Source organism: Gluconobacter cerinus (genome assembly GCF_002723935.1).
In the GTDB taxonomy this organism is placed as follows: Bacteria; Pseudomonadota; Alphaproteobacteria; order Acetobacterales; family Acetobacteraceae; genus Gluconobacter; species Gluconobacter cerinus.
This window is the reverse complement of the sequence record NZ_BEWM01000003.1, coordinates 272,231-286,664: the sequence shown is the minus strand read 5'-3', so window position 1 is coordinate 286,664 and position 14,434 is coordinate 272,231. Positions and strand designations below refer to the sequence as shown.

General features: G+C 56.5%; 12 protein-coding genes. 9 read left to right on the top strand and 3 right to left on the bottom strand.

Translation table 11 applies throughout. From position 1 onward, the window contains the following. Positions 1 to 16: 16 nt before the first annotated feature. The 3 genes from dut to GCE01_RS08475 are packed head-to-tail and all read right to left on the bottom strand — an operon-like array spanning position 17 to position 2,478. Positions 17 to 472 carry a dUTP diphosphatase gene (gene dut, locus GCE01_RS08485; RefSeq protein ID WP_099212426.1) on the bottom strand — a complete coding sequence of 152 codons (456 nt, stop codon included), beginning with the start codon at positions 470 to 472 and terminating at the stop codon, positions 17 to 19. 23 nt (positions 473 to 495) lie between these two features. Further along, on the bottom strand, positions 496 to 1,686 hold the full coding sequence (gene coaBC, locus GCE01_RS08480) for a bifunctional phosphopantothenoylcysteine decarboxylase/phosphopantothenate--cysteine ligase CoaBC (protein WP_099212422.1): 1,191 nt from the start codon (positions 1,684 to 1,686) through the stop codon (positions 496 to 498). A gap of 3 nt (positions 1,687 to 1,689) precedes the next feature. Continuing rightward, complete coding sequence (locus tag GCE01_RS08475; protein WP_064273224.1) at positions 1,690 to 2,478, bottom strand: class I SAM-dependent methyltransferase; 789 nt, start codon at positions 2,476 to 2,478, stop codon at positions 1,690 to 1,692. A gap of 30 nt (positions 2,479 to 2,508) precedes the next feature. On the opposite strand from GCE01_RS08475, the gene mutM reads away from it, so the two are divergent. The 9 genes from mutM (at position 2,509) to glmS (ending at position 14,374) form a co-directional block, all read left to right on the top strand. Continuing rightward, positions 2,509 to 3,342 (top strand): bifunctional DNA-formamidopyrimidine glycosylase/DNA-(apurinic or apyrimidinic site) lyase, encoded by an 834-nt coding sequence (gene mutM / locus GCE01_RS08470; protein WP_099212419.1) that lies wholly within the window; start codon positions 2,509 to 2,511, stop codon positions 3,340 to 3,342. Between the two features lie 124 nt (positions 3,343 to 3,466). Then, positions 3,467 to 3,736 carry a 30S ribosomal protein S20 gene (gene rpsT / locus GCE01_RS08465; protein ID WP_046901507.1) on the top strand — a complete coding sequence of 90 codons (270 nt, stop codon included), beginning with the start codon at positions 3,467 to 3,469 and terminating at the stop codon, positions 3,734 to 3,736. 314 nt (positions 3,737 to 4,050) lie between these two features. After that, positions 4,051 to 5,466, top strand: coding sequence for a chromosomal replication initiator protein DnaA (dnaA, locus tag GCE01_RS08460; RefSeq protein WP_046901506.1), 1,416 nt, complete (start codon positions 4,051 to 4,053; stop codon positions 5,464 to 5,466). A gap of 96 nt (positions 5,467 to 5,562) precedes the next feature. Continuing rightward, a complete protein-coding gene (dnaN, locus tag GCE01_RS08455; protein WP_046901505.1) occupies positions 5,563 to 6,687 on the top strand; it encodes a DNA polymerase III subunit beta in 1,125 nt (374 codons plus the stop codon). Positions 6,688 to 6,697: 10 nt separating this feature from the next. Next, positions 6,698 to 7,801: a DNA replication/repair protein RecF gene (gene recF / locus GCE01_RS08450; protein ID WP_099212415.1), complete on the top strand. Its 1,104-nt coding sequence runs from the start codon at positions 6,698 to 6,700 to the stop codon at positions 7,799 to 7,801. Between the two features lie 82 nt (positions 7,802 to 7,883). Then, on the top strand, positions 7,884 to 10,328 hold the full coding sequence (gene gyrB / locus GCE01_RS08445) for a DNA topoisomerase (ATP-hydrolyzing) subunit B (protein ID WP_099212412.1): 2,445 nt from the start codon (positions 7,884 to 7,886) through the stop codon (positions 10,326 to 10,328). Then, positions 10,318 to 11,136, top strand: a complete 819-nt coding sequence (locus GCE01_RS08440; RefSeq protein ID WP_099212410.1) for a DUF3108 domain-containing protein — start codon at positions 10,318 to 10,320, stop codon at positions 11,134 to 11,136. Before gyrB ends, GCE01_RS08440 begins: the two co-directional genes overlap by 11 nt. Before the next feature lie 77 nt (positions 11,137 to 11,213). Further along, complete coding sequence (gene glmU / locus GCE01_RS08435) at positions 11,214 to 12,548, top strand: bifunctional UDP-N-acetylglucosamine diphosphorylase/glucosamine-1-phosphate N-acetyltransferase GlmU (protein ID WP_099212408.1); 1,335 nt, start codon at positions 11,214 to 11,216, stop codon at positions 12,546 to 12,548. Beyond that, positions 12,548 to 14,374, top strand: coding sequence for a glutamine--fructose-6-phosphate transaminase (isomerizing) (gene glmS / locus GCE01_RS08430; protein ID WP_099212405.1), 1,827 nt, complete (start codon positions 12,548 to 12,550; stop codon positions 14,372 to 14,374). The genes glmU and glmS overlap by 1 nt, the downstream gene beginning before the upstream one ends. Positions 14,375 to 14,434 lie beyond the last annotated feature (60 nt).

Here is a 14,434-nt window from a genome sequence, read left to right as displayed (position 1 = left end):
CATGTCCCGAAGCGTCTCAGTGGCCTGTGCTGCCAAAACCGCGTGCACCGCGATCCGTTTCATCGAGAGAAGAAACTTCCTGCCACTTCAAACGGGAAACCGGCGCCAAAACCCCCTGAGCAATGCGGGTGCCACGCTCTACCGTGAAGGACTCACTCCCGGCGTTCATGACAATAATGCCAATTTCCCCACGATAATCTTCATCAATCGTGCCAGGAGAATTCGGGAGTGTAATGCCGTGCTTCAGGGCCAGGCCAGACCGAGGGCGGATCTGAAGTTCGTAGGCAGAGGGCAGGGCAATGCATAGCCCTGTGGGAACAAGTGCACGGCCACCCGGTGCGATAACGATGGGTTCTGCAATTGCAGCAACAAAGTCAAAACCAGCGGCGCCAGAGGTGGCGTAAGCTGGCAGAGGCAGCCCCTCGGAATGAGGAAGGCGTGTAATCCGTACATCAATAAGATCGGTCATCATGGGGCCTTTCTTATCTTGGATTTTCAGGGGATTGAAGAGACGAAGACGTCAGAAATCCGCTGTGCCAGTTTCCCGGCAACCTGAGACTTGTCCATTTCAGGCCAGGTTTCGATGCCCGTCTCAGTGATCAGGCTGACCAAATTTCTGTCTGCTCCAAAGACACCGCGACGCACATCATTGGCCACCAGCCAGTCACACCCCTTGCGCTGACGCTTGGCAACAGCATTGTCGAGCACGTCATCAGTCTCAGCAGCAAAGCCGACGATCAGTTTCGGCCGGTTTGCCAGTCGACAGAGAGTTGCAAGGATATCCGGGTTTTCCACCAGTTCGAGAACAGGCGGCCCTTCACTGGTCTTTTTGATTTTACCCTGAGCCGCGGCCTTTGCGCGCCAGTCACTGACCGCGGCGGTGCAAACGGCAATTTCGGCAGGAAGCGCGGCTTCACATACCCCTAACATCTCACGTGCCGTCTGAACCTTTACACAGACGACACCTGCCGGGACGGACAGAGTAACCGGACCACTGATAAGTGTTACTTTTGCGCCTCGCGCCGCAAGAGCGGCGGCAATCGCATAGCCCTGCTTGCCAGAAGAGTGATTGGAGAGAAACCGGACAGGATCCAGAGGTTCAACTGTTGGCCCCGCAGTAACAAGAGCATGTCTGCCGGCCAAAGAATGATCTGACGCTAGCGCCTCTAGGATTGCGTCCCGAATGACGTCAGGTTGGCCCAAACGCCCCGGACCAAACTCCCCACACGCCATACTGCCTTCATCGGGGCCTACGACCCGCACGCCACGTTCTTTCAGAAGGGCGAGATTGGCCTGTGTCGCGGGATGCTCCCACATGCGCACATTCATGGCAGGAGCCAGCAGTATAGGCGTCGTGGTGGCTAAAAGGAGCGTTGTGGCCAGATCATCGGCCATCCCATGCGCCATACGGGCCATGAGATTGGCTGTAGCCGGGCAGACCACAACAAGATCTGCGCTGCGTGCCAGAGCAATATGGCCAATCTCGCTCTCCTGCGTGGGAGCAAAGAGCGCATCATGCACCCGCTCCCCAGACAGAGCTTCAAGGCTAAGAGGCGTTATGAACGCTTTTGCCGCATCCGTCATAACCGGTGTCACGGAAACATTGTCTGCTTTTAGCAGGCGCACCAGTTCCAGCGCCCGATAAGCAGCAATTCCTCCGCCAACAATCAGCAGAATGCGGCGCATCAATTACAGACGCCAACCAGAGTGAATGGCAGCAATACCGCCAGACAGGTTGCGATACTGAACACGCTCCAGACCTGCATTCCGCATCATCTGAGCAAGTGTTTCCTGGTCCGGGAACATACGGATGCTCTCAGCAAGATACTGGTAGCTCTCAGCGTCCTTGGCGATCAACTGCCCCATTTTAGGAAGAACTTTGAAAGACCACGTATCATAGACAGGCGAGAGAGCCGCAATTTCGACACGAGAGAATTCAAGACAGAAGAAGCGTCCACCCGGCTTCAAAACACGACGCGCTTCACGAAGCACTGCATCCTTGTCCGTACAGTTCCGCAGACCAAAAGCGATGGTCACGCGATCAACAGAACAATCGGGCAGGGGAATCGCTTCGGCGTCAACGACACACACTTCAATCTGGCCAATCAGACCAGCCTTAATTGCGCGGTCGCGCCCGACGGACAACATTGCCGAGTTAATGTCAGAGAGAATGGCCGGCCCACCGCCTGCACGAAGCCAGCCGAATGTAATGTCACCTGTACCGCCAGCCAGATCCAGCAGCTTCATGTTCGGACGGGCACCGAGCATGCCCACGAAAATCCGCTTCCAAACGCGATGGATCCCCAGAGACATGACATCATTCATGATGTCATATTTGCCAGCGACGCTCTCGAACACCTCCCTGACCATTGTCTTCTTCTGGTTCCGCGGGACATTGCGGTAACCAAAATCCGTGGTGTCTCCGGTCTGCTCGGAAGACGGGAAGGGCGGGACGTTATGTTCAGCGCTATCGGTCATGGGGCAATCGATATATCTTTGTGACCAGTCATGCCAGAGCTTCCAGAAGTCGAAACCGTCATGCGTGGGTTCCAGGATGCCTTTCAGGGGCAGAGGATCCGTCACGTTACTGTCAACCGCCCTGACCTGAGGTGGCCATTTCCCTTGGATCTCCGGGAAAGGCTTGAAGGGCAGACCGTGCTCTCCTTCCATCGTCGCGCCAAGTATATCCTGATGCGCGTCGAGAACGGATGGAGCATGATGCTCCATCTGGGAATGTCCGGCAGACTGCTCCTTGGGCAGTCAGGCATGAATACGACTCCGCCAAAACATGAGCACCTTGTCCTGCAAACGGAAAACGGAGCACGCGCTGGCCTCGTTGACCCACGCAGGTTCGGCATGGTGGATGTGGTTCCCACACACCAGGAAAACGCACATCGCCTTCTGAGCGGCCTGGGAATCGAGCCTTTATCCACGAATATGACTGGCCCGTATCTTCATACGGTCCTGCAGGGTCGCCGTACGCCGATCAAAACAGCGCTTCTGGACCAGAAGCTGATTGTGGGCCTCGGCAATATTTATGTGTGTGAGGCGCTGTTCCGAAGCCATATCCATCCCGCACGCGCGGCCACAACGCTGACAGAGGAAGAAGCCGACAGCCTTGCGAATGCCATTCGAACTGTTCTGGAAGAGGCCATCGCGTCAGGAGGCTCCTCTTTAAGAGACTACGTTCAGGCTGACGGGACGAAAGGGGGATTTCAGGATCTCCACCTTGTTTATGGGCGGGAAGGCGAGGTATGCCGCCAATGTGGGGCAGGCTCCACCATTTCACGCATCACCCAGGCGGGGCGCTCGACATTTTTCTGTGCAAACTGCCAGAAATAGTGGCCTCCGCCCCATTGGTGGCAGTGTGTATAAAATGTGTAAAACGCTTGACGCCGCCGCTCATGACGGGTAGAGGGCGCCAATCATTTTCCGCGACAAGACCGCTAACTGAACCGAAAGATCCATGGCAAATACAGCTTCTGCCCGTAAGCGCATCCGTCAAAACGAACGTCGCCGCGAGCGCAACGTCGCCCGCATGTCCCGTATGCGTACCTTCATCAAGAAGGTCGAACAGGCCATCCAGTCCGGTGACAAGACGGCTGCTGCCGAAGCATACAAGGTTGCACAGCCTGAAATGCAGCGCGCTGCCGGTAAGGGTGTCGTTGCAAAGAACACGATCAGCCGCAAGCTGTCCCGTCTTTCTGCCCGCATCAAGTCTCTCGCCACGGCCTGAGACCCTTTGCAGGGTTTGAACTGAAGAACGCGCTCTCTCACGGGAGCGCGTTCTTTTTTGACTATATGGCAACACCCCTCTGCAGCACTTCTGAACCTTTCGTGTTCCAGCTTGCTTCGGTCTGACCAGACGCCTATCCTGTCAGATCAAGTCAGTGCCAGAGGCTCTGTTTTCTCCGGGAAGCGTCAGCTTTTTCTGAAGCGCCATGCAGCTTGTGTGGTCACTTCCCGTTGAGGACGTATTCACCCTGCGCGCAGGGAATCAAGACAGACGCCCCGCAAGTCCCGGGGCCGAAATGAAAGGGGGTACCATAGGTGGAAAACGCTCAGTATCTGGACGCCAGCGCCTCCGCCCCCGGCTCGTCGAGCCCGCTGGAAACTTCCTGGCACAGGGTTCGCGAGAAGCTGAAGGGCGAGGTCGGTGAAGTCGAATACCGCACCTGGCTTCGTCAGATCGTTCTTGGCCCACTGGAGGATGGTGAACTCATCCTTTATCTGCCGACGCGCTTTCTGAGAGACTGGGTTCGCAGCCAATACGAAGAGCGTCTCCAGACCTTGTGGCGTACCGAACGACAGGACGTGCAGGGCATTGAACTGCAGGTCAAGCGTGGCCTACCTGAAGTCCTTCCATCAGTTGAGACGGACGGTGACAGCGTCATCGAGGAAGTGACAGCGCAGGTTGCCACCAGTCATGAGGTTCGCAGCGATCTTGCTGTTCCGCTGGACCCACGCTTTTCTTTCGATACGTTCATCGTCGGCAAGCCAAATGAGTTTGCCTATGCCTGCGCGCGTCGTGTGGCCGAAAAGCCATCCAGCCCCGGTTTTAATCCGCTCTTCCTGTATGGTGGCGTCGGCCTCGGCAAAACGCATCTTATGCATGCCATTGGGTCTGAACTGACGAAGACGGGCAATGTCTCGGTTGCCTATATGTCAGCTGAGAAGTTCATGTATCGCTTCATCGCGGCGATCCGCTCGCAGTCCACCATGGAGTTCAAGGAACAGCTTCGTTCCGTGGACGTCCTGATGATCGACGATCTTCAGTTCCTGATCGGCAAGGATAATACGCAGGAAGAGTTCTTCCATACGTTCAACGCCCTTGTTGATGCCGGACGTCAGATCATTGTCAGCGCCGATAAAAGCCCATCCGATCTGTCGGGGCTCGAAGACCGCCTGAGAACGCGGCTCGGCTGCGGCATGGTCGCAGATATTCATGCCACCACCTTTGAATTGCGTATTTCCATTCTGGAAGCCAAGGCGAAAGCCTCAGGCACGCATGTTCCGTCAAAGGTGCTTGAGTATCTTGCCCACAAGATCACATCGAACGTTCGTGAGCTTGAAGGCGCACTGAATCGCCTTGTCGCACACGCCGATCTGGTCGGGCGCCCTGTCACACTGGATACGACGCAGGATGTCCTCAAAGACATGCTGAAAGCGCATGATCGTCGCGTCACAATCGAGGAAATCCAGCGCAAGGTTGCCGAGCACTGGAATATCCGCCTGACGGACATGTCTTCTGCGCGCCGTGCACGTGCTGTTGCTCGCCCACGGCAGGTGGCAATGTTCCTCGCAAAGCAACTGACAAGCCGCTCTCTTCCCGAGATCGGACGCAAGTTTGGCAATCGTGATCACACAACCGTCATGCATGCGGTTAATCGCGTTGGTGAACTGATGGAGCAGGATCCGTCCTTTGCAGAAGACGTCGAACTTCTGCGCCGGATGCTCGAAGGTTAAGGAAGACGACAAGTCGCCTTCGGTGCCTTTCACCGGAGACGGCTGTCTGCTAAGAAACGGCAAAACTTAAAGATTGCCGACCCAGGGAAAAAAACGATGAAATTCAAGGTTGACCGCACCCTGCTGCAACGGGCCCTGGCGCATATTCATGGCGTTGCAGAAAAGCGGAACACCATTCCCATTCTGGCGAATGTTCTCTTGTCCTATGAAGGCGATGTGCTTCGCCTCACGGCCACGGATATGGAAATTGCGGTCGTCGAAGACGTTCCGGCAGCAGGTGAGCGCCTAGGTTCCACCACAGTCCCCGCAGCCGTACTTTTCGAAATTGTGCGCAAACTGCCAGACGGCGTGGAAATCGAGTTCGATCATCCTGAGAGCGATGCGCCCCTCGCATTGCGTGCGGGCCGTTACGCGACGAGCCTCAACGTTCTTCCAGTTGATGACTTTCCGGCCATGGTTGCTGGCGATCTCCCGCACCGCTTCCGCATTCCTGCAGGAACGCTACGTGGCCTGATCGACCGGACGAAATTTGCGATTTCCAACGAAGAAACGCGTTATTACCTGAACGGCATCTATCTGCACGTTACGGAAAGCGGCGCCATCCCGATGCTCCGCGCCGTCGCAACGGATGGACATCGCCTGGCGCGCGTCGAGACCGAACTTCCGGAAGGCGCACGTGGCATGCCGGGCGTTATCATCCCGCGCAAGACCGTTGCTGAACTTCGCAAGCTGCTGGACGAGGGCGCGGCCGATCTGGAGGTTTCCCTTTCAGATACACGTATTCAGTTCCAAGCTGGACCTGTCCTGCTGACGTCAAAGCTGATTGACGGCACGTTCCCGGAATATGAGCGCGTGATCCCCAAGGGCAATGACCGCATTCTGCGTATCACGAAAAAGGATTTCGCTGCTGCGGTAGGTCGCGTTGCTGCCATCAGCCAAGAGCGCTCCCGCCCAGTCAAGCTCTCTGTCACGCACAACATGCTGACATTGTCGGCCATCAGCCCCGATCAGGGCGTGGCACAGGAAGAGTTGGACGACAGCACGGTCACGTATGACGCGCCTCCGATCGAAATTGGCTTTCAGGCGCGGTACCTGACGGACATCACGGATCAGATCGATGTTGAAGTCGAGTTTGCTTTCGCAGATAGCTCAGCTCCAACGCTGGTTCGTGACACAGCATCACCTTCTGCATTGTATGTTCTGATGCCGATGCGGGTCTGATCGGTCCGCATTGAGACTAACGCGCCTTGCCCTGACGGATTTCCGGAATTACCGGCATTCCGTCTGGAAGCCTGAGACAAATATCTCCGTTCTGACCGGCCAGAATGGCTCTGGAAAGACCAATCTTCTGGAAGCCGTTTCGCTTCTGGCTCCTGGACGAGGCCTACGAGGCGCGCCTCTTCAAGCGCTGTGCCGCACACATGCCGATCACTGGGGCGTTGCTGCAACGTTCTCTCATGGGATCGACCAGACTGTTCTTGGGACTGGAGCAAACCTCTCCGAGAACGGCCGACGTTCATTTCAACTTGATGGCTCTTCCGTTCGGTCTCAGGCAGAAATTGCTCAAATCTTCTCCTGCGTCTGGCTAACGCCACAGATGGATCGGATTTTTCTTGAAGGCGCGGGCGGCAGACGACGCTTCCTTGACCGTCTGGTCATGGCGCTTTCGCCGGATCATGCCCGGCAAATGACCGCTCATGAGCGGTCAGTTTCCAGTCGTAACCGCTTGCTGTCGGAAAGACCGGACGAGGGGCTCTGGCTCACGTCGCTGGAGGATTCCATTGCCCGCCATGCCGTCGCCGCATCAGCCGCTCGGCTGGCGCTTGTGGAAAGCATGAACACCCACCCCTTCGACAGTTCCGATTTTCCGAAAAGCCGCCTGCATCTTGACTGCGCCATTACGCAACAACTGATGATCAGCCCGGCTTTGCAGGTGGAAGACTGGTTGCGGGCAAAGTTAAGGGACAGTCGGCGGGATGATCGCCTTAAAGGCAGTACATCTTTGGGTGCCCATAAGGCGGATTTTCTTCTTTTTGATCACACCACAGGACGGTCTGCCGAACTCTCAAGCAGCGGGCAGCAAAAAGCCATGCTTTTGGGGGTCGTTCTGTGTCATGCTGCATTGATCGAAAAGAGCAGGGGCATTGCACCTGCTCTTTTGCTGGATGAACCGCTTCTTCATCTGGATGAGCCCAGACGGGATGCGCTTCTGTCCAGTCTAAGCAAGCTGAAAACGCCGGTTCTCCTGACCGGAACAGATCCTGATCCGTTTTCAAGCCTGATCGAAAAAGCGGGCTTTTTCAGCGTTCAGGATGGTCATATCCAGCCCGCATGATGCGTGTGCTCTGGCCTCACGGCCTGTGACACGCTATAGTCATACAACAGTTTTTCAGAGTTCCACGGAGACCGCCTCGCGCATGTCAGAGACCCAGAACCAGCCGGAGATTCCAGGCGCAGACGGTGACGATTACGGCGCCTCCTCGATCTCGGTACTGAAGGGACTGGACGCTGTCCGCAAACGCCCCGGCATGTATATCGGTGACACGGATGATGGCTCCGGCCTGCACCACATGGTGTTCGAAATCATCGATAATGCCGTTGACGAAGCCCAGGCCGGACACGCCACCCGCTGCATCCTGACACTCAACGGAGACGGCTCCGTTTCCGTCCGTGATGATGGCCGCGGCATCCCCACAGACATGCACGCGGAAGAGGGCATCAGCGCCGCTGAAGTCGTGCTGACGAAGCTGCATGCTGGCGGCAAATTCAACCAGAATTCCTATAAGGTTTCCGGCGGTCTGCATGGCGTGGGCGCCGCTGTAGTGAATGCTCTGTCCGAGTGGATGGAAGTTCGCATCTGGCGGAATGGTCTGGAGCACAAGATCCGCTTCCAGCACGGTGAACGCGATGAAGCCCTGACGGTTGTAGGGCCGTCAGACGAGCCACGTGGCACATTAGTGACGTTCAAGCCAAGCAAGCAGACCTTTACGAGGGTCGATTTTGAACTTTCCATTCTGGAACGTCGCGTTCGCGAACTGGCATTCCTGAATTCGGGGTTGGAAATCATCCTGCGCGATGAGCGTCACGCTGAAAGCAAGGAACTTCGGTTCTTCTACGAGGGCGGCCTGAGTGCTTTCGCGGAATGGCTTGACGCTTCCAAGACGTCCATTGTTAACCCGCCGATCACCGGCCTCATTGATCATACTGAAAGCGGTATCCGCGTCGAGTTCGCTCTGACGTGGAACGACAGCTATCACGAGACAATGCTGTGCTTCACCAACAACATTCCACAGAGAGACGGCGGCACGCATCTGGCTGGGTTCCGTCAGGCACTGACGCGTGTTGTTGGCAAATATGCAGAAAGTGTTGCCAAGCGTGAAGCAGGCTCACTGACGGGTGAGGACATGCGTGAAGGCATGACTGCCATCCTGTCCGTCAAGGTTCCGGACCCGAAGTTCTCGTCCCAGACGAAGGACAAGCTGGTGTCGTCCGAGGTTCAGCCGGTCGTTCATGCCACGGCAGCTGACTCGATTTCACATTGGTTTGAGACGCACCCAAAGGAAGCCAAGGCGATTGTCGCCAAGATCATTGACGCAGCCAGCGCCCGTGAGGCTGCCCGTCGTGCGCGTGAACTGACGCGCCGTAAGGGTGTGCTCGACGTTTCTTCGCTGCCTGGCAAGCTGGCTGACTGTCAGGAGCGTGATGCGTCCAAAGCAGAAATCTTCATCGTTGAGGGTGACTCTGCAGGTGGCACAGCCAAGCAGGGACGTGACCGTCGCTTCCAGGCCATCCTACCGCTGCGCGGCAAGATCCTGAACGTTGAGCGCGCCCGTTTCGACAGAATGCTTGGGTCTGCGGAAATTGGCACACTCATCACGGCGCTCGGTACGGGCATTGGTCGTGGTGAAGTCGATCAGGGTGGCTTCTCGGCTGCCAAACTGCGCTACCACAAGATCGTCATCATGACAGACGCCGACGTGGACGGTTCCCACATTCGGACGCTGCTTCTGACGTTCTTCTTCCGGCAGATGCCAGAACTGATTGAACACGGGTATCTTTACATCGCCCAGCCGCCACTCTACCGGGCCAAGCGTGGCCAGGAAGAGCGCTACCTGAAGGATGATGCTGCGCTGGAGCAGTATCTGCTCGACAAGGCTCTGGCAAATGCTTCGCTACGCTTCGGCGATGGCCTTGAGCTCACGGGAGAAGAGCTTCGTGAAGAAGTCCGCTTCCTGATTGCAGCGGCACAGAACCTGAAAAATATCGCAACCAAAATCCCAGTGTGGATTTTGGAGCAGGCGGCTGTATCCCGCGTGCTTGATATTGATCCAGCAGCGATCAGCGATCGTATTCCAGAGTTCCAGCGCCACCTGGAAGAAGCGTCACCTGCCAATGAACGTGGCTGGAAAGTTTCACTTTCCAGCACGGGCATTGAATGTGCCCGCTCTGTACGTGGCGTCAGCGAGATCTACCGTCTGGAGCAGAGCATTCTGAAATCTGCTGAAGCACGCTGGCTTGCTTCGGAAGGCGAGCGTCTGGCACGTGACTTCATGACGCCAGCCATACTTCGTCTGGACACGCAGGAATTTCCGCTGTTTGGCCCGTCCAACGTCATGGACCGGATTTTTGCTCAGGGCCGTCGTGGTCTAACAATCAACCGGTTCAAGGGCCTTGGCGAAATGAATGATGAGCAGCTCTGGCACACCACACTTGATCCTTCGACCCGCACCCTGCTGCAGGTCAAGGTTGGCGATGTGGAAGAGGCTGGCCAGGTGTTCTCCACGCTGATGGGCGACGTGGTCGAACCACGCCGAGACTTCATTGTGGGTAATGCCCTCAAGGTTGCCAACCTTGACGTTTAAGGGCCTTCGCGCGCTGGCCGCAGCAGGAATGCTGCTGGCTGGCTTCGCGCCTACAGCTCATGCGGCCGGACAGGTCAACACAACGTTCGCCATTTATATGCGCGGACTTCATGTGCTTGACGCGGATGCCTCGTATCAGATCGAGCCCTGGGGCTATGGCGGAACGACGCATATCAGACCGGCAGGCCTGATCAGCTGGTTCGTGACGATGGACATTCATTCCCGCGTCGAGGGCGACTTCGTTCCGGGCGGCAACGTCAAACCCATCCGTTATGACAGCGGAGGGCTATCCCGGGGCCAACATCGGCGTGTTCTGCTGACCTACAATGGCAACACGCCGCATGTAGACATTCTGGAGCCTGCGGAAACAGACCGCGATCCCATTCCGGACAGCGATCTCCCCCATACCATTGATACGCTCAGTGGAATGGCGCGACTTCTTGAAACCCTGACCCAAACGAAAAGCTGTGAGGGATCTGGCGTTATTTTTGATGGGCTGCGTCTGACAAAAATGACGGTGCATGGTCCCGTTACATCTGACATTCCTCAAAGTCATAAGCAGGCCTATTCCGGTCCGGCGCTTCGCTGCGACTTTGTCGGCCAACAGATTGCAGGCTTTGTAAAAGACTCTCCAAATCGCTCGAAAATGGCCGCGCCACAGCCCGGGTCAGCCTGGTTTAAAGAGATCGATGGTGCTGGACTTGTCCCAGTGCGGATCGAATTCAATCATCCCAAGCTTGGGCACGTCACTGTTGTCATGCAACAGCCACTTCCACCTTCAAAATCCACCGCAGTCCTTTCGCAATAAATGGCAATCGGAAGTGATGGAGCTTAACTCAACCATCGTTTGACGGATTGGCGTGGTTTGGATACCCGGAACGGAACATGACCAATACCGCACGCCACACCACAGCCATCATCCTTGCAGCGGGCCTCGGCACGCGGATGAAATCACGTCTTCCCAAGGCTTTGCATCGCCTTGGAAACCGCCCGATGATCACACACCTCATCGATACGGCCCGAGAAATCTTTGACGACGTCGTTGTCGTCGTCGGACCGGATATGCCTGAACTGGAAAAAGCCGTTCAGCCATACCGAACAGTCGTTCAGACCGAACGTCTGGGCACCGCACACGCGACCAATACTGCAAAAGACCTGTTCGGAGACGGCGATATCGCGGTTCTCTACGCAGACAACCCGCTGATCACAGCCGATACAATGCGTCGTCTCACGGAAGCCCGGCAGGGCGGGGCGAGCCTCGCACTCCTTGGGATGCGCCCGGCCGATCCAGGTCGTTATGGACGCATTGTTGAAGAGCAGGGCCGCGTCAGCCGAATTGTAGAATACAAAGACGCAAACGAGCAGGAACGTGAAATCGCACTCTGCAATGCAGGCGTCATGTGCGCAGGTGCCGCAGATTTCCGGCGGTGGCTGGCAGCTGTTGGCAATGACAATGCGCAGGGTGAGTATTATCTGACCGATGTTGTCGCAATGGCCGCTTCGGAAGGCCGCGTCCAGTGCGTGGAAGCGCCCGAGACTGAATTGGCTGGCGTCAATTCACGTGTAGAGCTTGCCCAGGCAGAAGCCACGCTTCAGCAGCGCCTGCGCATTTCTGCGATGGAAGGCGGCGTCACACTTGTCTCTCCAGAAACCACATTCTTCAGCACCGACACCTGCCTGGAGCCGGATGTCGTCGTTGAACCAAATGTCTTTTTTGGCCCAGGCGTCACGGTTCGCAGCGGTGCCCTGATCCGTGCTTTCTCTCATCTTGAGGGCTGCACCGTGGGCGAGGGCGCCATGATCGGCCCTTATGCAAGGCTAAGACCCGGAACAATCTGCGCTGCCGATACCCATGTCGGTAATTTCGTTGAGCTGAAGAATGTTGATCTAGGCCCTGGCGCAAAAGCCAATCACCTGACCTATCTGGGTGACGCCTCCGTCGGTGCACAAACCAATGTCGGAGCAGGGACTGTCACCTGCAATTACGATGGATACTTCAAGCATCGCACGACGATCGGTGCCCGCAATTTTATCGGCTCTGATGCCATTCTGGTGGCCCCCGTCACAATTGGCGATGACGCGTTGATCGCTGCGGGAAGCACCATCACGGAAGACGTCCCGGCCGGTGCACTCGCTTTCGGGCGCGCTCGCCAGACAATCAAGCCAGACCGCGGACTTGAAATCAAACAGACCCTTAAAGCCAAAAAGGAGCAGGGCTGATGTGTGGAATTTGTGGCGTTGTAGGCCATCGTCCAGCCACCCCGATCGTCTTTGAAGCTCTCCGCAGGCTTGAATACCGCGGATATGACTCTGCAGGCATCGCCACGCTTACAGCCGACGGCACGATTGATCGCCGACGCGCTGCTGGCAAACTTGATAATCTTGAAGCTGTTCTGAAGGCTGATCCGCTAACCGGCACCACAGGCATCGGCCATACGCGTTGGGCCACACACGGCGCACCGACAGAAGCCAATGCCCATCCCCATGCGGCAGGCCGGGTTGCCATCGTGCATAACGGCATCATCGAAAACTTTGCGACATTGAAGGCCGAGCTTGAAAGTGAAGGCCGGATTTTCCTGTCCGACACGGATTCAGAAACAGTCGCCCATCTCGTCGATTTCTACCTTGATCAGGGCAAAGCACCGCGTGATGCCGCTTTCGCGGCCATCAAGCGTCTTGAAGGCGCTTATGCCATTGCTATCATTTTTCAGGGTCATGATGGTCTGCTCATCGGCGCACGGCACGGTGCGCCTCTCGCTGTAGGTTACGGCGACGGCGAGATGTTCCTTGGCTCCGACAGCCTCGCCCTGGCACCTCTGGCAAGCCGCATCACCTATCTGGATGATGGAGACTGGTGCGAACTGACGCCCGGAAATGTCATCATCTTCAACGGGGACGGTCAGGAAGTCAGCCGTCCAATCCAGAACATTGCGTTCATGGCGGGGCAGGTCGGCAAGGATGGCTATCGCCATTACATGGAGAAGGAACTGCACGAACATCCGGTCGCCATCGGCCAGACGCTTCAGCGCATTACGGATCCAGCGTCCAAAACAATTGCCCTGCCGAAAATGCCTTTCGATCCGGCACAGGTGCCCCGCGTCACGATTACAGCCTGTGGGTCTGCTTTCTATGCGGGCATGGTCGGGCGCTACTGGCTTGAATCCCTCGCTCGCGTTCCGGTGGAAATCGATGTGGCGTCTGAAATGCGCTATCGCGATGCACCGCAACCAGACAAGGGCGTGGCACTGCTGATTTCCCAGTCTGGCGAAACGGCAGATACGCTTGGTGTCCTGCGCAGCCTCAAGAAGGCAGGACAGAGCATTGTGTCGGTTCTAAATGTCGAGCATTCGACGATGGGCCGCGAAAGCGATCTCGTCCTGGGCATGGTTGCTGGTCCGGAAATTTCTGTAGCCTCAACCAAGGCTTTTACGGCGCAACTTTCTGTTCTTGCAGCTCTTTCTATTGATTTTGCACGAGCCCGCGGAACGATCGACAAGACACGGGAAGAAACCCTGACAGCAAGCCTACTTGATTTGCCGTCTCGGGCCGCCGAAGTGTTCACACGCGTTGAGGCCATTCAGGAAATGGCGCGCATTGTCGCGGAAGCTCGCGATGTTCTGTATCTGGGTCGTGGTATCTGCACACCGATCGCGTTCGAAGGCGCTCTAAAACTTAAAGAAATCAGTTATATCCATGCGGAAGCTTATGCGGCCGGTGAACTGAAGCATGGTCCGATCAGCCTGATCGATAGAACCGTTCCGGTTGTCGCGATCGCTCCATCAACCATCCTGTTCGACAAGACGCTTTCCAATCTTCAGGAAGCCAAGGCTCGCGGCGGCCGTATTCTGGCCTTTACAGATGCCGCCGGCGCCAAGCGTCTGGAAGGTGTTGCGGAGCATGTTGTCATCCTGCCGGACGTCGATGCGTTCGTTGCCCCCATCCTCTATGCTATCCCAGTCCAGATTCTGGCGTATGAAGTCGCTCTTCTGAAGGGTACGGACGTAGACCAGCCTCGCAATCTGGCGAAATCTGTCACGGTGGAATAAGGACATTTTCTTTCCGTGAGGAGGACTTTCCAAGACGCTTCATTTCGTCGAGGATAGTCT